Source organism: Streptomyces sp. ACA25 (assembly GCF_028200735.1).
GTDB lineage: Bacteria > Actinomycetota > Actinomycetes > Streptomycetales > Streptomycetaceae > Streptomyces.
In genome coordinates, this window is record NZ_JAQKPV010000002.1 from 1 (window position 1) to 20,244 (window position 20,244).

The 20,244-nt window shown below is 66.3% G+C and carries 12 protein-coding genes; 1 reads left to right on the forward strand and 11 read right to left on the reverse strand.

Annotated features, from left to right (window positions below):
* Positions 1–518: 518 nt before the first annotated feature.
* Complete coding sequence (locus tag PJ985_RS23430; RefSeq protein WP_443033395.1) at positions 519–3,110, reverse strand: glycosyltransferase family 2 protein; 2,592 nt, start codon at positions 3,108–3,110, stop codon at positions 519–521.
* Positions 3,111–3,526: 416 nt separating this feature from the next.
* Here PJ985_RS23430 and PJ985_RS03820 point away from each other — a divergent pair, with 416 nt between their 5' ends.
* Complete coding sequence (locus tag PJ985_RS03820) at positions 3,527–4,684, forward strand: acyltransferase family protein (protein ID WP_271682093.1); 1,158 nt, start codon at positions 3,527–3,529, stop codon at positions 4,682–4,684.
* A 232-nt stretch (positions 4,685–4,916) separates the two neighbouring features.
* On the opposite strand, the gene PJ985_RS03825 is transcribed toward PJ985_RS03820, so the two are convergent.
* The 10 genes from PJ985_RS03825 to rodA all read right to left on the reverse strand — a co-directional run bounded on the left by PJ985_RS03825 (position 4,917) and on the right by rodA (position 20,244).
* The gene (locus tag PJ985_RS03825) at positions 4,917–7,049 is read right to left on the reverse strand and encodes a hypothetical protein (RefSeq protein WP_271682094.1); all 2,133 of its coding nucleotides are present in this window, start codon (positions 7,047–7,049) and stop codon (positions 4,917–4,919) included.
* Positions 7,042–8,541 carry a bifunctional cytidylyltransferase/SDR family oxidoreductase gene (locus tag PJ985_RS03830; RefSeq protein WP_271682507.1) on the reverse strand — a complete coding sequence of 500 codons (1,500 nt, stop codon included), beginning with the start codon at positions 8,539–8,541 and terminating at the stop codon, positions 7,042–7,044. The genes PJ985_RS03825 and PJ985_RS03830 overlap by 8 nt, the downstream gene beginning before the upstream one ends.
* Before the next feature lie 144 nt (positions 8,542–8,685).
* Complete coding sequence (gene obgE / locus PJ985_RS03835; RefSeq protein ID WP_271682095.1) at positions 8,686–10,137, reverse strand: GTPase ObgE; 1,452 nt, start codon at positions 10,135–10,137, stop codon at positions 8,686–8,688.
* Positions 10,138–10,261: 124 nt separating this feature from the next.
* Entirely contained in the window at positions 10,262–10,519 is a 258-nt protein-coding gene (gene rpmA, locus PJ985_RS03840) for a 50S ribosomal protein L27 (protein WP_271682096.1), read from the reverse strand.
* 15 nt (positions 10,520–10,534) lie between these two features.
* Positions 10,535–10,855 carry a 50S ribosomal protein L21 gene (gene rplU / locus PJ985_RS03845; RefSeq protein ID WP_271682097.1) on the reverse strand — a complete coding sequence of 107 codons (321 nt, stop codon included), beginning with the start codon at positions 10,853–10,855 and terminating at the stop codon, positions 10,535–10,537.
* Positions 10,856–11,131: 276 nt separating this feature from the next.
* A complete protein-coding gene (locus tag PJ985_RS03850) occupies positions 11,132–15,244 on the reverse strand; it encodes a ribonuclease E/G (protein WP_271682098.1) in 4,113 nt (1,370 codons plus the stop codon).
* Positions 15,245–15,442: 198 nt separating this feature from the next.
* Complete coding sequence (locus PJ985_RS03855; protein WP_271682508.1) at positions 15,443–16,243, reverse strand: TIGR03936 family radical SAM-associated protein; 801 nt, start codon at positions 16,241–16,243, stop codon at positions 15,443–15,445.
* Positions 16,244–16,463: 220 nt separating this feature from the next.
* Complete coding sequence (locus PJ985_RS03860) at positions 16,464–16,838, reverse strand: DUF4259 domain-containing protein (RefSeq protein WP_271682099.1); 375 nt, start codon at positions 16,836–16,838, stop codon at positions 16,464–16,466.
* 108 nt (positions 16,839–16,946) lie between these two features.
* The gene (locus PJ985_RS03865; RefSeq protein ID WP_271682100.1) at positions 16,947–18,875 is read right to left on the reverse strand and encodes a TIGR03960 family B12-binding radical SAM protein; all 1,929 of its coding nucleotides are present in this window, start codon (positions 18,873–18,875) and stop codon (positions 16,947–16,949) included.
* 178 nt (positions 18,876–19,053) lie between these two features.
* The gene (rodA, locus tag PJ985_RS03870) at positions 19,054–20,244 is read right to left on the reverse strand and encodes a rod shape-determining protein RodA (RefSeq protein WP_271682101.1); all 1,191 of its coding nucleotides are present in this window, start codon (positions 20,242–20,244) and stop codon (positions 19,054–19,056) included.

Here is a 20,244-nt window from a genome sequence, read left to right on the forward strand (position 1 = left end):
TCATGCGCCTGTCATGGTGACATGACTCACACAGCCTGTGGTCTGTGGAGTCACCATCGGCGCATCCCTGGGTTGTTCACCGACGACCCTCAGCGCAAGCAGGCGACCGAGAAGTGAACTACTTGCCTGACAGTCACGAGAAGCGCTGACACACAGTCATTGCAGAAGCACCACCGTCAGACATCGACGGGTTCATGGGGGTGGGCTACCAACGTTGAGGAACCGGCGTAGCTCAGGCCCAGGTAGGTGCCGCCCGCCTACGGCAGGGCGCGCAGTGCCTGCACACGGCCCACCCTTCGAACGCGGCAAGAGCGAAGCGCGGACAGAACCAATCAGGGGCGGGTGCCAGGACGAAGACCCGTTGGTGGCGCGGGCTAAAGGCACGCTACAGGCAGAGACCAGACGGGCCAGGAGTATGGGCTGGTCGTCGCCATGCGAGGGTGCTGCGGAGTCGCGTTCGCGACTGCCGGCACAGTCGGGCGCTGGTGCACGCGCAGGCCAGTCTCCCATTGTGGTGCTCAGGGATTCGACACCTCATGATCCCCGGAAGACGTCCCAGTCTCTGTCTCACCCGGATCCAGCCCCACACCCTTCGAGCCAGACTCTCCCCAAGAGCAACGCTCTGGCGCGACAGGGCCACTGGGAGTCAAAGCGTGTTCGACAGTATCGAGGAGGTCGACAGCAGAAGACCTTACGTCCATTCCGTTTTCTCGAATCCTCAAACGGACCGACCATCGATCATTAGCTGACGCAAGGATACTGGAAATAACGTCTTCAGGAACTGACGAACGGAACATGGGCCACCTTTGCAGGTTCCGTTCCGGCCCAGAGTGCTCAGGAATTGAGTCTCCCTCTCCAGCAAGAGACGGGGACACGGAGATTGAACGGAATACCTTCCCCGAGCGGAGAAATTCCATCCGCAACGCATCTGGGCTGTGCCCCGCCGGCCCGATTCTCCCGGTCACGACGCGAGGGGTTCCTGCCGTCCCATCGCCGACGGGGCGGCACAGCAGCAACTGTTTAGCCGGTAAGAAGTATTGGCCACCACTGTCGATCGCCGCGTAGCCCGCCTTTGTCAGATAGGCAGTACAACTGCGCCACATACCGCGTCGCGCTTTGAGTAGACGGACTCGCCAAAGATGTTCCTCCGAAAGGGTTTTCACCCCTCTCAAACGGACCTCTTCCACTACGTCTTGAGACGACACTTGGAGGTACACATCCCACACACCAGAGGAAAGCGCCTGCTGGCTCTCGGATCCAAGCGGCTGCAGCGTCGCAAGAAATCCTTGAGCGTGAGCACGCTCCGATTCTTCCGTTGACAGGGAGGCATGTGCTGAGAGCAATCGAGTGGAAAGGTTCATCTCTTTTCTGAACCTTCCACCTAGTAGCGTCCGAAGCCCACCACGACCTGGCTTTGTGCGCCTTCTCAGAATTACACGCATGCTGACTTCCCGAGTGGAGACCTCGGACAACCATCCAAGACCGACAATCCGAAGCGAGTTCCCGTGCCAGCTCACGCTCGTGACATGCCCACCAGGAACTATAGGTCGCAGCGTGCCCCCAATATCCACTGAGAAACGGCCGCTCTTGGTCTCATAGGGAACGACAGCGACCGCTTCTGCGTTGCCGACTCGAAGCTTTCTTCCGGAGGGCATAGTGATACTGGCTGCTACCTTTGGACATGGCAGGCGCCTCTCCTTGACTACTCCCTGAGCACTGATAAGCAGATATGCATCCCAAACCCCTTGACTAAGGGGACCCCCGGTACCCATGGAGGCCAAATCTATCTTGGCCTTCCAGCCTGCGAATCCATAATCCCACCTCCCTTTTCCATTTTTTACGGTCACGTCAGGTGAAGGCAGTGCCTGCGTGGGCTGACTAACCTGTCGACCGGAGGAGCGCTCTCTCATTACGAGAGTTGTCCGAACATCACGAGTATCAACTCGGTCGATGTACCCGTATCCAGTCAGGACAAGATTGTCTCCACTCCATCTGGCATCCTCAAGACTCGCTCGAGCTTTGAGGCGGCCAGTGACTTCAAATACGCTATCGGGAATTCTCAATGCAGGATCACGAAAGAACGGAAAGCAACGATACACACGCCCATTCTCGACGAGATCAGCCGATCGTTCAACCCTCGTCCTATCCTGAGCCAAAAGTCGAGCCTGCTTCTTCAGGCTGTTGCTGAGACAATGCAAGAGCACCACATGCAGTGCAGTCACCTCGGGGAGCATGTCCTTATGCCAGAATTTGTGATACATGGCGAGACAACGGTCCCATACTTGGTCCTGATAATCGCGATCTGTGTGTGCCAGAGCAGGGCGCAATGACCTGTCAAGCATTGCACGAAAATGCCGAGCAATCATCCGGTTACGCCCGTATACAGACGAGACTCTGTTATCGATGATCTCCATGCAAATTTCGGTGTGCCCCACAAGCTCGTCGACACTTTTCCTGCGAAGCGTAATGTTTCCGCCATCGTCTCGATGTCGCAGATAATAGCAATCGTAGTCTCCGACTACGGATATACCCGATGCGGCAAGGTAGGCGGACGTGGAGAAGATTTGATCTTCCCCGAACCACACATCTTCTCGGAAGCGTAATCCTTCCTTCTCGATAAGCTGGCGCCGGAAAAGCTTCTGAGGACCAAGAGATCTGTTCACTTCCGAAGTGAACAGATCGGCTTGCGTCGCATGCCTGAATGCCTTGACCGATACCCCTCGACCCCAGCCGATCATTTTCCCCAAGACAACATCAGAGTCATGGCTGTCGGCCATACGCACCAGGCGCTCCAGTGCTTCTACTCCTAGAATGTCGTCAGCATCCGCAAAGAAGATGTACCGTCCGCGCGCGACGTCAAGACCTTGGTTACGCGGGACGCTTGGACCACCTGAACCCTGCGATCGATGGATTACACGTACTCCCGGATGGAGCACTGCATATCTGTCGAGTTCGTCTCCGCTTTCGTCTGTGGATGCGTCATTGATTGCGACAACTTCGATGCGCTTCTCACCGAGAGACTGCGATGCAATGGAAGTGAGGCACTCTGTCAGGTATGGCATCGAGTTGTAAACGGGCAAGATGACAGTGACGTCAGGCACCATATTCATTCGCTCCCCCTCATCCGAGGCACAGGAAGAGCGCCCCGAATCAACAGCGATCTGTCAAGTCTTCCTGCGCACATTTTCTCAAGTCACAGACTGACGAGCCATCACTATGGCCGGCCTCCCCAGCCTTACTCAGTGGGCGACACCCTGAGTCAGGCTAACACTACTAGACGTTGCCCCACGGGCTTCCGCTGCCTGGAAAATGTCGGCCTCAGCGATTCTTCTCAGGCTCTGCTAGCTGAACACACAGATCAGTATCCCAGCCACCGCCTGCCAAGGAGGCCACGGTAACCTAGGAGGGATTTCCTGTTGCGAGCCTCGGCAGGTAGCTCACTCACCCTGCACGCCAGACATCGTGGATGGACCGGCTACCACGGAGGCTCGTACCTCGGCCTCAGTAGTGAGAATGCGGAGTTCACGTGGTGGGTATAAAAAAGAGACTCTTCTCTGGCCGAGCGCCAAGCAAGTCACGCGATCCCTGGTGGGACAATATCCGCTACATCTCCGGAACACTCGTCGTCGTCGGGCACACGATCGAGCCACTTCGGAATTTCGACGGACCGCTGTGGCTCTACCTCGCCACCTGGGCACTCCGGCTTCCCGTGTTCGTGATGGTTTGTGGATACTTCAGCACAGCCGGTCCTCTCACAGCCCGTGAAATACGCCGCATCGTCGAGTCCATAGCGCTTCCCTACCTCTTCTTCACTGCCTTTCAAACTGTGCAGATCAAGTGGCTGACGGGCGAGTGGAAAGTAGCGCTCGCCCTTCCGAAGTGGACCCTTTGGTTTCTCTTCTCTCTCATCATCTGGCGAGTTCTGCTTCCCTACATTGCGGCTCTGCGCTTCCCACTCACTCTCAGCATTATTGCCTCTTTGGCCATTGGCTATTTCGATGAATTCGGATCAGCCTATTCCGCATCTCGCACTGTCGCATTCCTCCCCTTCTTTATCCTGGGCTGGAAAATCAAGCAAGGTCTTTTCTCTCAACTGTTGAGCACTCGGTGGACCCGGTACGCCGGTGCGGGACTGATCACCGGGTCAGCTGCCATTGCCTGGCTGGTCCGTGATGAGGTAGGGCTTGGATGGCTATCGATGAGTGCCCCGTACGGCACTCAAGCCGATGCATTCGGGACGTTGTGGGCGTGGACTTTCCGAGCTGGACTGCTGATGTGGGGCTTCACGCTGGCCCTGTGCCTCATCAATCTTGTCCCTCGAAGGAACATTCCCTTTGTCACCTATCTGGGCGCTGGTGGAATGTACATTTTCCTTCTGCATCCGCTGGTCCTCCGTCCCCTCCGTGAATACGGGATTTTCGAGAGGGTGGACAGCAAGCATGAGCAGGTTTTCACCGTTATGGCCGCGATACTGCTCGCCGCTCTGCTTGCCTCACCACCAGTCCGCAGATTGGCCCGCCCTGTTGTACAGCCAAATATCCCGTGGCTCTTCTCTAAGAAGATCCGTCAAGACTCTCAAAGGAAGCCTGTAGTTGAAGCGGTAAGAATTGGGGCGCAACGGGGACCAAAGGACTCGGATGACAACAGCAGTTCAGAGACGGGTCGCACGGCTTCGGCGCGATGACTCACATACTGCCTGCCGCCTTCCTGGGCATATCCAGGACGGCAGCCCCCGTGAGACGTCGAGGTCGCTAACAGGCGGGTAAAGGCTTCCCGCTTCCCCTGATGCCTTGTCTCGCCCATGGAGTCCGCAAATCCTCAAGAGGGTGGGGCAGCACTTTCCAGTGCTGCCCCACCCTCTCTTCATCGAGCGTGCTCATCGAGCAGGAAGTGCCGCCTTCGTCCGGCTGTGACGCTCACGTCATTTCTGGGGCCTTCTGTATGAGACGTTCCCCAACGGACTGGCGAGGGATAATATCGGTGTATACAGGTGCTGTTGGCACCGGGACCGCAGTGGACCCCAGAGGAAATGTTCGCTCGCCCTTTTGGTAGAGATTCTCCACCGCTGCGTTGAAAAGCATCATCGAAGTCGGCTCGTGAGGTCCGAGCAGGTACTCCCTGAGCTCCAGGCGCCTACCAGCAAGCGGATCTCCGTCACTTCTCCGGACAAGTTCCAGAATATGCGAAAGCTCACTGCAATCACTCCCGAGCAGGTATGCCGCACCCGCTGTGGGATTCTGGAGCCGGTAGGCATCGGGGTCCGTGTCTGCTGCGTTGGTCACCACATATGGCTTGCAGCTGGCAACAAAGTCAGAGATGACGCTTGACATGTCACTGATCAAGAGGTCCGACTGATTGAAGCAATCATAGAGCGACGGCTGTCGCCCCCGCACCACTAGATGCTGTCCGCCTTGATACTCCTCGCCCCAGAACAATTCATTCCACTGCCGAGTCAGCCGCTCAAGCTCCGCGCGAACTTCCCCTTGACCCCATCGGGCATCCCTGGTGCGCTGCAGTCGATCTCCTTCACCGAGGGAACCTGAGCGGTCTGCTATGAGCCGCTCCAACTCCCCAAGGCGCTCTTCCACCACAGCAGCGCGCTTGTTATCCCGTGCCGACATGCGCCGTTCGTTATCAGCCCGCAGCAACTGCTGCACACGCTGATCGGCTCGTGCAGCGGCATCGGATCGCCTACCCGTCAGCGGATGGGGCTTGTAGATCACACGTACCCGGTCGATCTGCAGCAGTTCGCTGATGATTTTTTCGCCCATGGGGATCAGCGAAGTGTGACATGCCTCGTCGGTCCAGCCCTCCCACGTCGGACCGTAAAGAACCGTCAATACACCGTCTGCGTGCTTGGGACCAGCTGCCCGCACAGCGCTGAGCTGGGGCCTGCCGACCTCTACGATCGTCGAGTCATCAATAGCGTGACGCACACGCTGGTACCGATCTCTGCCGGCCTTCCCAGCCACCCAGATCTCATCGAATACCCTGCTCACCCGATTGCTGCTCGCCAGCTTGTCGCTGTCCCCATGGCCGATGAACACGTGCCGCGCTTCAGCTTTCTGCAGCATATGAACATTCTTTCCCGCGTTACCCGGGTAGAGCACCACTCTCACCGCTGGCAGGTTCAGCATGGCCAGATGATCCGCCTTGCGGACACACACAACAGGAAGCCGTGTCTGATCAAGCTGAGCCAAAGCCCCGGTTTCCCGGAGGATGATCACCGCCCGACGGTCGATGTTCTCCAGCGCATCGACCCACATATTGACCTGGTACATGAAATCTTGGCCGTTTGAGGCGAAAGTGAAGTACAGAACGACCTCGGGACGGTACTCATCAAGCCGTTCATTGATTCTTTCTATCAAGTCTTCGGCCTGCGGAAGAGTTGCGTTACGCAGGGCGTGCAAGGCGGCGTGAAGTACCGCAAGAAGCGAAGCGAGTGGCGCAATCGCACCAAGGAGGAGCCACCTCGAGTCCGCCCCAGCAATGACTGCCGCTCCGGCACCCACGAGAAGCAGTTCGGGCCCGGGTATCCGGTTGAGGCCGTATCGTTGCCATGTACCTCCTCGTGGAGAATCCGGAATTGATGTTTTCCCAAGGGAGATATTCAGTACCGCAACCGGAAGATTGCGCCGCCGCATGCGAAAGGAAACCAAGGGCTCATGCAGACTGTTAAGCCCAAAAAGCGCACCGAGAAGGAGCGCCAAGGGCATCATCGCCGGTGAGGAGGTAATGAGAGCCAGAGCCATGAAGAGCAGGATGCGGTTGAGGTCGCGTATACGCTCTCCAAAACCAAAGCGCTGCATCTTTCGATTAACATAGTCACCCCGGACGCGTAGGGCCCAGTCACACAAATAATTGATCAAAAAAACAGTGAAGAAGAGAGGCAGCGAACCACTCATCGTGGCAAGTGCCAGGGCCACGGCACTCAGAATGTAACCGACGAACAATGCACTCGGCCAGCGACCAGCCTGTTCGATCAGATCCACCACGGCGCGCAACTTGCCGGGCCTGCAGGAAGATTCAGCTCGGCTCGTCTCACTCACTTGCGGCCTCCGCGTTCAGCGCCACGGCGAGGGCGCGTTCGAAGGTGTTGGCGGTGGTGGCGTCCGCTGTGGGGTCCTGCTGACGGACGTCGATGACGTGGCCCGTGAGCGTGGAGAGCAGGACGTCGAGGGAGGTGCGGGCAACCGCTTCCGAGGAGAGCAGCGTCCCGGCCGGCTCCTGGCCGAAGGCCTTGACCCGCATCGGCGTGGCGGTGCGCTCGGGGTTGACACAGTTGACGCGGATACCGTCCGGGGCCCATTCATCGGCCAGCGCCTGGGTGAGATTGACCATGGCGGCTTTGGTGGAGGAGTAAAGGCTGTATTCGGCGCGACCGCGGGTGTAACTGCTGGACGTGTAGAGAAGGAGCTGTCCGGCGCTTTCGACGAGATACTTGTGGGCTGCCCGGGCTATGTTCACCGGAGCGAGATAGTTGACCCGAAGAGCTTCTTCGATCGTGGCATTGTCGGTTTCGGCTAGTTTACCTATTCGCAACACTCCCGCGGTGTTCACCACGTAGTCGATGCGGCCGGTGTCGGCGTACGCCTTGGACAGCGCGTCATCGATGTCCTGCGGGTTCTCGACGTGCGTGCCGGTGGTGGACCGGCCCAGCGCGTAGACCTTCGCGCCGTACCGCTCGGCGAGCTGGGCGATGTCCTGGCCTATGCCGTAGGAGCCGCCGAAGACCACCACGGTCCGGCCCGTGAGCCGCTCGCGGTAGGCCGCCTCGTCCGACTGGACGGGGGCGGCGGAGGAGGCCAGCTGGAAGAGCTTGTCGGCGATGTAGACGTCGACAGGCTGGGTGACCTTCATGTTGAACTCGTCGCCCGCCACGACGTGGATCGGTACGTTCGGCAGGTACTTCAGAACAACTGAACAGTCGTCCGTGGCTTGGAAGTTGGGGTCTCCCGCGGCGACTTCGTAGGCGCGCCGGATGGTGGAGAGTTTGAACGCCTGCGGGGTCTGGCCGCGGCGCAGCCGGGAGCGGTCCGGCACCTCGGTGATGAACTCGCCGTCCGCACCGTGGGTGCGGGTGACGATGATGGTGTCGGCGGAGGGGATGGCGACGTCCACCGCCTGGTAGCGGTCCAGGGCGGCGACGCAGTCGCTGATCACGCGCTGGGAGAGCAGCGGGCGGACGGCGTCGTGGAAGAGGACGTTGCGGTCCTCACCCTCTGCGAGCCCTTCCCCCAGGGCGGCGATCGCCCGCTCGGTGGTGTCGTTGCGGGTGGCGCCGCCCTCGATGACCTGGCTGACCTTGGTCAGACCGGCTTTGGCCACGATCTTCTGTACATCCGGCACGTAGCCGGGAGCCATCAGCACGATGACGTCGTCGATGTCCTCAGCCTGTTCGAACACCGTCAGGGTGTGCTCAATGACGGCCTTCCCGGCAATTTTGATCAACTGCTTCGGGATGGACAGGCCGACTCGCTGCCCGGTGCCGCCCGCGAGAACGACCGCTGTGGTCCGAGGGCGTGCCCCATTGTTCTGGATGGACAAAACCGCTCCTGCCGGTCTGATGTGATACGCGCGTGCAGGGAAAAGACTAACCCTCACGGAACCATGACTGATACGTGAGGTGAACAGTTGTTGTCCGTTACGGTGTTGTGACAACCACAGGTGAACCCTGGGGAAATATCAGTCGAATGGGCGGAATTCGTCGTACTCCTGATCCGGGTTGACCCGGTCTTCGGCACGCTCGGCCTCGCGGTCACGCCGGCGCTGCGCGGCAGGGCGGGGAGCTTCCAAACGGTGATCCTCGCCACGTCGGCCGAGCATCTCGGCCCCGGCCGACAGCGAGGGCTCCCAGTCGAACACGACGGCGTCGTCCTCGGGGCCGATCGCCACCCCGTCGCCCTCCCGGGCGCCGGCCTTCACGAGCTGGTCCTCGACACCGAGACGGTTCAGCCGGTCGGCGAGGTAGCCGACGGCCTCGTCGTTGTTGAAGTCGGTCTGCCGCACCCAGCGCTCGGGCTTCTCACCCCGCACCCGGAACAGACCCTCGTCCTCACGGGTGACCGTGAAGCCGGCGTCGTTCACGGCCTTCGGGCGGATGACGATACGGGTCGCCTCCTCCGCCGGGCGGGCGGCACGGGCCTCGGTGACCATCCCGGCCAGGGCGAAGGACAGCTCCCGCAGGCCCTTGCGGGAGACCGCGGAGACCTCGTACACGGGCAGGCCGCGGTCCTGGAGCTCCGCACGGACGAGGTCCGCGAGGTCCTGCCCGTCGGGGATGTCCGTCTTGTTGAGGACGATGAGACGGGGACGGTCCTGCAGCCCGCCGTAAGCGGCCAGCTCTCCCTCGATGACGTCGAGGTCGGTGATCGGGTCCCGGTCCGACTCCAGGGTCGCGCAGTCCAGCACATGCACCAGCACGGAGCAGCGCTCCACGTGCCGCAGGAACTCCAGGCCCAGGCCCTTGCCCTCGCTGGCACCCGGGATGAGCCCGGGGACGTCGGCAATGGTGTAGACGGTGCTGCCCGCGGAGACCACGCCCAGGTTCGGGACCAGGGTGGTGAAGGGGTAGTCGGCGATCTTCGGCTTGGCCGCCGAGAGCACCGCGATGAGCGAGGACTTCCCGGCACTGGGGTAACCGACGAGCGCCACATCCGCGACCGTCTTCAGCTCCAGGACGATCTCGCGGGCCCGCCCGGGCTCACCGAGCAGGGCGAAACCGGGTGCCTTGCGGCGGGCGGACGCGAGAGCGGCGTTGCCCAGCCCTCCGCGGCCCCCCTGGGCGGCGACGAAGGTGGTGCCGTGTCCGACGAGGTCGGCGAGGACGTTGCCCTGCCGGTCGAGGACCACGGTGCCGTCCGGGACGGGCAGGACCAGGTCCTTGCCGTGCGCGCCGGAACGGTTCCCGCCCTCGCCCGGCTTGCCGTTGGTGGCCTTGCGGTGCGGGTGGTGATGGTATTCGAGCAGCGTGGTGACGTCCTGGTCGACGACCAGCATCACGTCACCGCCACGGCCTCCGTTGCCGCCGTCCGGGCCGCCGAGCGGTTTGAACTTCTCCCGGTGAACGGAGGCACAGCCGTGGCCTCCGCTGCCCGCGGCGACGTGCAGTTCGACGCGGTCCACGAAGGTGGTCATGGGGTGCCTCCGGTGTTCAGGTGGTGGGGTATGGCTTCGATAGCACGCAGAGGGCGGATGCGCGTTCGCATCCGCCCTCGGGTTACGTGCGGTTCACCGGCAGAGCCGGTGAGTCAACGGTGTCTCAGGCCTCGGCCGGGACGATGTTGACGACCTTGCGGTCACGGCTCCGGCCGAACTGCACCGAGCCGGGCTGCAGCGCGAACAGGGTGTCGTCCTTGCCGCGGCCGACGCCGTTGCCGGGGTGGAAGTGGGTGCCGCGCTGGCGGACCAGAATCTCGCCCGCGTTGACGACCTGACCGCCGAAGCGCTTCACACCGAGGAACTGCGCGTTGGAATCGCGGCCGTTCCGAGTGGACGATGCGCCCTTTTTGTGTGCCATGTCTTCCTCAGTCCCTTACTTCGTCGGGGTGGGGATGCTGGTGATCCGCAGCTGGGTGTGCAGCTGACGGTGACCGATCCGCCGGCGGTAGCCCGTCTTGTTCTTGTACTTCTGGATCCGGATCTTTTCGCCCTTGTGGTGGTCCAGCACCTCTGCCTGGACCTTCACTCCGGCCAGCACCCACGGGTCACTGGTGACCGACTCGCCGTCGACGAGGAGCAGGGTCGAGAGCTCGACGCTGTCGCCGACCTCGTTGGTGGACAAGCGGTCAACCTCGATGACGTCGCCTTCAGCAACCTTCTGCTGGCGACCGCCGGTGCGCACGATGGCGTACACGCGGAACTCTCTCTCACTCGATGCGGAGCCTCCGATGCCAGGCGGCCCCTGCCCGGCACACAGCCGAAATGGGGTGAGTCCGCCCTCTCCCGGAACCGGGAGGGTGGGTTGCTCGGAGGCGTGGCGCAGGAACACAACACGCCGACGGTCAAGAATACGGACGCGCCGACGACCAGGTCAAATCAACTCCGGTGACGTGGCCGCCCGGCCCGGCGGATGCCGGGCCGGGCGGCCACGCGTACGGCTCAGCAGTGTTCGTGCCGGGCGGGACGGGGATCAGTCCTGGCCGTCCTGGCCGGCCGAGGCCGAAACCGTGGAAGGAGCGGGCTGCTCCGCCGCGGCGGTGGCCTTCTTCGCGGACTTGCGCGGAGCGGACTTCTTCGCGGGCGCCTTCCTGGCCGCCTTCTTCCCCTCCGCCCCGGGCTCCGCCGCCTCCGCCCCGTCCGCTTCCGCGGCCTTCGGCTCGGACTTCTTCGCCGTCTTCTTCGCCGTGCTCTTCCTGGCTGCCGTCTTCTTGGCCGTGCTCTTCTTCGCGGCCTTCTTCTTCGCCGGCGCTTCCTCGGCCACCGGCTCCGGAGCGGGCTGGACAGCAGCGGGCTCGGCCGGGACGACCGTCACCGCCGCTTCCGCGGCCTCGGCCGCTCCACCGGGCGAACCCGCGGGGGCCGATGCCCGGCGGACCGCCCGGCGACGGGGCCGGGCCGCCGGAGCGGCCTCCGGCTCCGCGACGGCCTGAGCAGCGGGCTCGGGCCGGGGCTCGGCGGCAGGTGCCGAAGGAGCGGGCTCGCCACTGACGACCACCACGCCGACCTCCGGCGCGGCGGCCTTCGGCGGCCCGGCGGGCGCACCGGCCCGGCGGACGGCCCGGCGGCGCGGACGGGCCGCGCCGGTCGGGGCGTCCTGCGGCTCGGGAGCCGGCACGGGCTCGGTTGCCGCGACGGGCTGCTCGGGCGCGGACTCGGCAGGTGCGCCAGGACCGGCGGTGGACGCCTCGACCGTCACCCCGATGTCCTCCGAGGACTTCGGGGGACCGACCGGGGCGACGGCCTTGCGGCTCCGACGACGGCTGCGCGCGGGCTTCTCCTCCCCCACGGCTTCCGCCCCCGCGGCTTCCGCCTCCGCGGCGGCCGCCGACCTGCGGCCCGGACGCCGGCGGCTGCGGCCTCCGCGGGCGGCCTCCTCGGCCTCCGCGGCACTGCTGTACAGGTCCGCGTCCGGGACGAACTCCGTCGCCGCGGGCTCGGCAACAGGCTCCGGCCGCGGCTCCACGGCTGCCGGGGCCTCAGCCTCCGGCTCGGCGGGCGCCGCCACGGCTGCCTGCTGCGCCTCCAGCTCTTCCTGCTGCTTCTGCTTCCGCTTGGCCTTCTTGCTGCTCGTACCGACAGCGGTGTGCACATGCGGCTGGTCCATGTGCACGATCACGCCGCGCCCGTTGCAGTGCACGCAGGACTCGGAGAAGGACTCCAGCAGGCCCTGACCGACGCGCTTGCGCGTCATCTGCACCAGGCCCAGCGAGGTGACCTCGGCGACCTGGTGCTTGGTGCGGTCGCGGCCCAGGCACTCCAGCAGGCGGCGCAGCACGAGGTCCCGGTTGGACTCCAGCACCATGTCGATGAAGTCGATGACGATGATGCCGCCGAGGTCGCGCAGCCGCAGCTGGCGCACGATCTCCTCCGCCGCCTCCAGGTTGTTCCTGGTGACGGTCTCCTCGAGGTTGCCGCCCTGGCCGGTGAACCGGCCGGTGTTCACATCGACCACGATCATGGCTTCGGTGCGGTCGATGACCAGCGAGCCGCCGCTCGGCAGCCAGACCTTGCGGTCCAGCGCCTTCATCAGCTGCTCGTCGATCCGGTTCGCGGCGAAGACATCGACGTCGGAGGTCCACTTCTGCAGCCGGCCCACAAGGTCGGGAGCGACGTGGCTGACGTAGTCGTGGATGGTGTTCCAGGCCTGCTCGCCGCTGACGATGACCTTGGTGAAGTCCTCGTTGAAGATGTCCCGGACGACGCGGACGGTCATGTCGGGCTCACCGTAGAGCAGCTTGGGCGCGGCGCCCTTCTTGGCGTTCTGCTGGATCTCCGCCCACTGCGCGTGCAGCCGCTCGACGTCGCGGGTCAGCTCTTCCTCGCTGGCGCCCTCCGCGGCGGTGCGGACGATGACCCCGGCGTTCTCCGGGAGGATCTTCTTGAGGATCTGCTTGAGCCGGGCGCGCTCGGTGTCCGGGAGCTTGCGGCTGATGCCGGTCATCGAGCCCTCGGGCACGTAGACCAGGTACCGGCCGGGGAGTGAGATCTGGCTGGTCAGCCGGGCGCCCTTGTGGCCGATGGGGTCCTTGGTGACCTGCGCGAGGACCGGCTGGCCGGACTTCAGCGCGCTCTCGATGCGGCGCGGTCCGTGGCCGAGGCCGAGAGCCTCGAAGTTGACCTCACCGGCGTAGAGGACCGCGTTGCGGCCCTTGCCGATGTCGACGAAGGCGGCCTCCATGGACGGCAGGACGTTCTGCACCTTGCCCAGGTACACGTTGCCGACGTAGGAGGAGGCCTCCTCCTTGTTCACGTAGTGCTCGACGAGCACATCGTCCTCGAGCACGCCGATCTGGGTGCGCTCGCCGCTCTCCCGGACGACCATGACCCGCTCGACCGCTTCGCGGCGGGCCAGGAACTCGGCCTCGGTGATGATCGGAACGCGGCGGCGGCCCTGCTCGCGCCCCTCGCGGCGACGCTGCTTCTTGGCCTCCAGCCGGGTGGAGCCGCGGATGGACTGCACACCGTCGGACGCCTCGGGGAACTCGTCCTTCTTCTTGCCGCGCGGCTCACGGACCTTGACGACCGTGCGCTCCGGGTCGTCGCCTGCCACGGGGGCGGGTTCGGTGTCGTCCCCCGTCCGCCGACGGCGGCGGCGACGGCGACGGGAACCGCCTCCGGCCCCCTCGTCACCGTTGTCCTCGGCACGGTCGTCCCCACCGTCCGCGGTGTCGGTGCCCGTTGTCCCGGTGCTCTCTTCCTCGTCCGCGCCGGACTCGGCGGACTGCTGCCCGGAGCCGGACCCGGCCGGCTCCTCCTGCCGCGAGGCACCGTTCCCGCCCGCGGCGGCCTCGGCAGCCTGCTCGACAGTCTCACTGCGACGACGACGGCGCCCTCCACGGCGACGGCGACGGCCGGGACGCTCCGCCTGCTCCTCGTCGTCCTCGTCGGCGTCATCCACGGGGGCGGCCTGCGGTTCGGCGGCGGACGGTTCCGGGGTCGCGCCGGCCTCGAGGACCTCGTCCTCGTCCTCGTCCGCGTCGAAGGCGGCCTCCTCCGCGGCCCGCTGCGGGGTCTGGAACATGGGTGCCTGGAACACGGGGGCCTGGAACACCGCGCTCGGGGCGGCGGGAGCGGTGGCCGTGGCCTTGCGGGTGGCCCGTCGGCCGGCCCGCGGAGCGTCCGGCGCAGGGGCGCCGCCGGAGGTTTCGGCCGCGGGCTCGGGCCCGGGTGCGGCGGCCGGCTCAGGCTCCGACACGGGGGCAGGCTCGGGCTTCGGCTCCGGGGCGCCGGCCCTGCTGCGGGCGGTCCGGCGGCGGCTGCGGGTGGGCTTCTCCTCCACCGGCTGCGCCTCCGCCGGCTGCTCGACGGCGGGCGACTCGGCCGCAGGCTCCTCAACGGGCTCGGCAACCGCGGCGCTCTCCGGCGCGGTCACCGGCGCGGTCGCCTTCCGCGTCGCCCGACGACGCGTACGCGCAGGCTTCTCCTCCGCAGCCGGCTCCACCACCGGCTCCTGCTGCGCCACAGCAGCACCCTCCGGCGCCACCTCCGCAGGCGCGCCCTCCGGCGCGGTCGCCTTCCGCGTCGCCCGACGACGCGTACGCGCGGGCTTCTCCTCCACCGGCTGCGCCTCCGCCGGCTGCTCGACGGCGGGCGACTCGGCCGCAGGCTCCTCAACGGGCTCGGCAACCGCGGCGCTCTCCGGCGCGGTCACCGGCGCCGTCGCCTTCCGCGTCGCCCGACGACGCGTACGCGCAGGCTTCTCCTCCGCAGCCGGCTCCGCCACCGGCTCCTGCTGCGCCACAGCAGCACCCTCCGGCGCCACCTCCGCAGGCGCGCCCTCCGGTGCCGTCGCCTTCCGCGTCGCCCGACGACGCGTACGCGCGGGCTTCTCCTCCACCGGCTGCGCCTCCGCCGACTGCTCGACGGCGGGCGACTCGGCCCGGTCAACGGCAGCGGACGCCTCGGTCACCACCGCGGCCTCGGCCGAGGTCACCCGCCCCTCGACAGCCGGCGGGCCGGCGGGCCGGGAGGCCGCGCGGCGGCGGCGGGGCGGCAGCGTGCCGCTCGGGGTGCTCTCCGGGGCTTTGCCGTCCGGGGTGCGTTCTGGCCCGTCCGCCTCGGCGGACTCATGGTGCTCGTGCATGCGGGCGGTTCTCCCGTCACGCTCCCGGGCGCCGCGTCAAGGACAGCGGGCGCCGCACGGGAGCTGTTCGTGTCACTCGCCGGTTCCGCGTCCCATGGGTGCGGCTACGGCGAAAGTCTTGTGGTCGGTGCGCCGGTCCGGTCACCGGGGCCCGAGTGGCTCTCTGGGCCCTGGCGGTTCGGCGGAGCAGCGACGCCGTCACTGGCCGGGGCCCTCCGGCGCCGCCGCGGCATGCAGCCCGGCGGCCGTGGATGGGGCGGCCGTGGCGGCGTCGCGGTCAGGCGCGAACGGGTCGGTCACCGTTCCGGACTCCTCATCGAGCGGCCCCTGCGCCAGCCTGGTCACCGCTGCGGGGACCGGCGGCGCCAGGTCGGCCGTAGCGCGGAGACCGGAAAGGACGTCGTCGGGTCGTACAGCAGGTGTGAGGTGCCGTACCACCAGGCGCAGTATCGCACAGAGTGAGCCCTCGGACCCAGTGGACCGGGACATGGCCCCGGCCACACTGCCGGGGACCACGCTCAGAGAGGCGACCGCTGCGCGGGTGTCGAAGGTGCGGAGGCCCTTCTTGGTCTGCCGCTGCACCTCCACGTGGTCGGCAGCAAGGAAGGCGCGCACCGCGCGCTCGGCCTCGGCCGGGTCCACTCCGACGAGCCGGAGCTCCCAGTGGGAGGCGGTCAGCCGGTCGGCGAAGCCGGTGGTGCGGGCCTCCACCGCGTCGGTGACGTCGAGCCCGGTGGGCAGCGAGTCATCGAGGAGTGCCCGCAGGAGGGCGGGGTCGCGGTGCTCGGCCAGGGCGATCTCCAGGAACTCCGCCTCGCTCGCGGTACCGGTGGGTGCCGCGTTGGCGTAGCTGACCCGGGGGTGCGGGGTGAAACCGGCGGAGTAGGCCATGGGGACTTCGGCGCGGCGCAGGGCGCGCTCGAACGCGCGCTGGAAGTCGCGGTGGCTGGTGAACCGCAGGCGGTCGCGCTTGGTGTACCGCAACCGGATGCGCTGCACCACGGCTGCCGGCGGCGGGCCCACGGGCTGTCGCTTGCCCAGTGTCGTTCAGTCCCTCAGGGTCGGTGTCGGATCTTCCTCCCAGGGTACGCGGCCCGCTCGTCCGCTCCGTCCCCGCCCGGGCGCCGGGGACACCGGACGGGGACGGAGCCACCGGCTGCTCGCCGGCAACGGCTCCGGGGAGGTTCCTGTCGGGTTGCCGCCCACGGGGCCGAGCCGGCTACGCTCCGTGTGCGGCAGTTGCCTCGGCAAGCTGATCGAAGGTGCGGATCAGTACCGCGCGCCGTTGTTCCTTGAAGCCCTGCGCGGGCTCCAGGCCGTCGATCGTGCGCTCCCAGACGGCCATGAAGTGCTTCTTCCATTGCTCCACCAGCTCCGGACGCAGCGGGGTGTCCGAGGTGTGGCCGGCCCGGGTGAGGACGTGCAGCAGCTCCAGCCGGCACGGCACGGCGACGCCCTCGTACTCGTCGGGTTCGATGGCGACCGGGTCGCCGTCCATCGCCTCGGCGACTTCGGCGACGAGCCGGTCGACGAACGACGACAGGTAGTCCCTGGCCGTGTCGCTCTCGAAGTTTCCACTGCCCCACGTACCCACGGTTTCCCCTCGTCCGGGTGTCGTCTCACGAGGGGACCATCGAAACAGGCAGCCCTGACAACACCGTCCCGGCCAAGCAGCGGACGGTGACGGCATTCCCGCTGGTCGTCACGGGCTTTTCACGGTCAGAGGAAGGAGCTTCCGGCCGGTGGGGCCGATCTGGATCTCGGTATCGAGCTGCGGGCACACCCCGCAGTCGAAGCAGGGGGTCCAGCGGCAGTCCTCGACCTCGGTCTCGTCCAGGGCGTCCTGCCAGTCCTCCCAGAGCCAGTCCTTGTCCAGGCCGGAGTCGAGGTGGTCCCAGGGCAGGACCTCCTCGTAGGTGCGCTCCCGGGTGGTGTACCAGTCCACGTCCACGCCCTGGGCCGGCAGCACCTTCTCGGCGGCCGTCATCCACTGGTCGTAGGAGAAGTACTCCCGCCAGCCGTCGAAGCGGCCACCGGCCTCGTAGACAGCGCGGATGACCGAGCCGAGGCGGCGGTCACCGCGGGACAGCAGCCCTTCGACAATGCCGGGCCGTCCGTCGTGGTAGCGGAAGCCGATGGACCGGCCGTACTTCTTGTCGGCACGGATCTGGTCGCGCAGCTTCTTCAGCCGGGCGTCGGTGTCCTCCGCGGACAGCTGCGGCGCCCACTGGAAGGGGGTGTGCGGCTTGGGCACGAACCCGCCGATCGAGACGGTGCAGCGGATGTCGGAGGAGCCGGCGACCTCGCGGCCCTTGGCGATGACGTTGACGGCCATGTCGCCGATCTGCAGGACGTCCTCGTCGGTCTCGGTGGGGAGGCCGCACATGAAGTAGAGCTTCACCTGACGCCAGCCGTTGCCGTAGGCGGTGGCGACGGTGCGGATCAGGTCCTCCTCGGAGACCATCTTGTTGATGACCTTCCGGATCCGCTCCGAGCCGCCCTCGGGCGCGAACGTGAGGCCGGAGCGGCGGCCGTTGCGGGTGAGCTCGTTGGCGAGGTCGATGTTGAAGGCGTCGACCCGGGTGGACGGCAGGGACAGGCCGATCTTGTCTTCCTCGTAGCGGTCGGCCAGGCCCTTGGCGATGTCACCGATCTCGCTGTGGTCGGCGGAGGACAGCGACAGCAGGCCGACCTCTTCGAAGCCGGTGGCCCGCAGGCCCTTGTCGACCATCTCGCCGACACCGGTGATGGAGCGCTCCCGGACGGGCCGGGTGATCATGCCGGCCTGGCAGAAGCGGCAGCCGCGGGTGCAGCCGCGGAAGATCTCCACCGACATCCGCTCGTGCACGGTCTCGGCCAGCGGGACGAGCGGCTGCTTGGGGTAGGGCCACTCGTCGAGGTCCATCACGGTGTGCTTGGAGACCCGCCACGGGACGCCCGGCCGGTTGGGCACGACGCGGGCGATCCGGCCGTCCGGCAGGTACTCGACGTCGTAGAACTGCGGGACGTAGACGCCGCCGCCGCGGGCAAGCCGCAGGAGGAGCTCGGTGCGGCCGCCGGGGCGGCCCTCCTGCTTCCAGGTCCGGATGGTCTCCGTCATGTCGAGCACGGCCTGCTCGCCGTCACCGATCACGGCACAGTCGATGAAGTCGGCGACCGGCTCCGGGTTGAACGCGGCGTGGCCGCCCGCGACGATCAGGGGGTGGTCGTCGGTGCGGTCCGCGGCCTCCAGCGGCACGTCCGCCAGGTCGAGGGCGGTGAGCAGGTTGGTGTAGCCGAGCTCGGTGGAGAAGGAGACACCGAGCACGTCGAAGGCGCCGACGGGGCGGTGGGCGTCCACCGTGAACTGCGGGACGCCGTGCTCCCGCATCAGCTTCTCCAGGTCCGGCCAGACGCTGTAGGTGCGCTCGGCGAGCACGCCCTCGCGCTCGTTGAGCACCTCGTAGAGGATCATGACGCCCTGGTTGGGGAGGCCCACCTCGTAGGCGTCGGGGTACATCAGCGCCCAGCGGACGTCGCAGGCGTCCCAGTCCTTGACGGTGGAGTTGAGTTCACCGCCGACGTACTGGATCGGCTTCTGGACGTGCGGGAGGAGGGCCTCCAGGCGCGGGAAGACCGACTCGACAGGCATGGATGGTGTCTCCGGGGAACGAGGCTGGTGGGCCGGGCCCGCGATCGGGCGTCAGCATGGCTGACCATTCAGACTACTGGGTGTCCGGCCGGCCCGTGTCCGGCAACGGATCCGGCGGGCACGGGCGAGAGCCGGACGGGACCGCCCGGACGGCCGGGCGGTCCGGCGGTTACGGAGGTCAGGCCGTCAGCGTGCGCTTCATCCGGATCGACTGGAGCAGGCCGATCGCGATCCAGGAGACGAACATCGAGGTCCCCCCGTAGGACACGAAGGGCAGCGGGAGCCCGGCGACCGGCATGATGCCCAGGGCCATGCCGATGTTCTCGAAGGACTGGAAAGCGAACCAGGCGACGATTCCGGTGGCGATGATGGTGCCGTACAGCTCGCTGGCGCCCCGGGCGATGCGCAGGGCCCGCCACAGCACGATGCCCAGCAGCAGGATGATTCCCCCGGCGCCCAGGAAGCCGAGCTCCTCCCCCGCCACGGTGAAGATGAAGTCGGTGTGCTGCTCGGGCACGAACTGCCCGGTCGTCTGGGTGCCCTGGAACAGGCCCTTGCCGTCCAGGCCGCCGGAGCCGATGGCTATTCGGGCCTGGTTGGTGTTGTAACCGACGCCCGAGGGGTCCAGCGCGGGGTTGGCGAACGCCGCGAACCGGTTGATCTGGTATTCGTCGAGGATGCCGAGGAGCCACACCAGCACGGCTCCCACCGCGCCGGCGAGGACCAGCCCGAGGGTCCAGGCGAGCCGGGCGCCGGAGGCCAGCAGGACCCCGAGGATGATGACCCCGAGGACCATGGCCATGCCCATGTCGTCGACCAGGACGATCGCCAGGGGTATCGCGGCGAGCCCGAGCGACTGCAGCACGGTGCGGTGGTCGGGGTGCTCCCGGTCACCGGCGTCCACCTTGGCGGCGAGCACCATCGCCATGCTGAGGATGACGGCGACCTTGGCGAACTCCCCGGGCTGGAGGGTGTAGTCGCCGATCGAGATCCAGGCGCGCTGGCCGTTGATCTCGGTGCCCATGGGGGTGAAGACCAGCAGCATCAGCAGTACGGACAGGCCGTAGAACACCGGCACTGCGGTGCGCAGCCGGTGATGGCCCAGCCACATCACACCGACGGCGAGGGTCGCGCCGATCGCCAGGTTGAGGACCTGCCGGGTGACGAAGTACTGCGGGTCCCCGCCGGTGATGCCGGTGCGGTTGCGGGTCGCGGAGTAGACCAGGACGGTGCCCAGCAGGGACAGCGCCGACGCCGCCAGCACCAGGATCCAGTCCACCCGGCGGAACACCGAGCCGCGGGCGAGGAGCTTGCGCAGCCCGGACTTCTCCGGGGACAGCCGGCCGATGGTGTAGGAGCGGGTACTCAT

Coding starts and splice junctions, on each gene's coding strand:
- obgE (WP_271682095.1), bottom strand. CDS start 10,137: ATGACCACCTTCGTGGACCGCGTCGAACTGCACGTCGCCGCGGGCAGC.
- rodA (WP_271682101.1), bottom strand. CDS start 20,244: ATGAGTACCCGCTCCTACACCATCGGCCGGCTGTCCCCGGAGAAGTCC.
- PJ985_RS23430 (WP_443033395.1), bottom strand. CDS start 3,110: ATGAATATGGTGCCTGACGTCACTGTCATCTTGCCCGTTTACAACTCG.
- rpmA (WP_271682096.1), bottom strand. CDS start 10,519: ATGGCACACAAAAAGGGCGCATCGTCCACTCGGAACGGCCGCGATTCC.
- PJ985_RS03850 (WP_271682098.1), bottom strand. CDS start 15,244: ATGCACGAGCACCATGAGTCCGCCGAGGCGGACGGGCCAGAACGCACC.
- PJ985_RS03865 (WP_271682100.1), bottom strand. CDS start 18,875: ATGCCTGTCGAGTCGGTCTTCCCGCGCCTGGAGGCCCTCCTCCCGCAC.